Origin of the sequence: Photorhabdus tasmaniensis, from assembly GCF_011189505.1 — a bacterium.
Classification (GTDB): Bacteria; Pseudomonadota; Gammaproteobacteria; order Enterobacterales; family Enterobacteriaceae; genus Photorhabdus; species Photorhabdus tasmaniensis.
In genome coordinates, this window is sequence record NZ_PUJU01000231.1 from 1 (window position 1) to 406 (window position 406).

At 56.7% G+C, this 406-nt stretch carries 1 protein-coding gene; it reads right to left on the bottom strand.

What is annotated here, in order from left to right; genetic code table 11:
• Nucleotides 1-383 (bottom strand): RHS repeat domain-containing protein (locus C5471_RS23705; protein ID WP_242688868.1); only part of this gene is annotated, 383 nt, incomplete at its 3' end.
• Between the last annotated feature and the right edge of the window lie 23 nt (nucleotides 384-406).

The window sequence follows — 406 nt, forward strand, 5'->3', positions numbered from 1 at the left end:
CGAAGGGCCTTGCGTTTATGGTATCCAGTAGGATCACAACCCGCCAATCCCAGAGGATCAATCCAATTCGCCGGATTATGAACGTACGCATACGGATTCAGGCCCCCTGCCAGCCCTAGCGGATCAGTACTAAGATAACAACACCCTTCCGGCAAATAATACCTGAACCGGTTATAGCATAAACCACTTTCCTCATCAAAAATTTGCCCGGCAAATCGCAGGCCCGGATCCAGTTGCGGGTTCTCACCCTGCTCTGTCAGCGGCAGACCGTACAGCGACTGTCTCGGCTGCCGCCACACCCGTTTGCCTGCCGGGTCAAACAGCGCCAGCGGTTCACCCGTCGGCGCACTCACCGCATACTGGGTCTGGATGTCGCCCACCATCAGGTCCACCCGGTTGTCCAGAT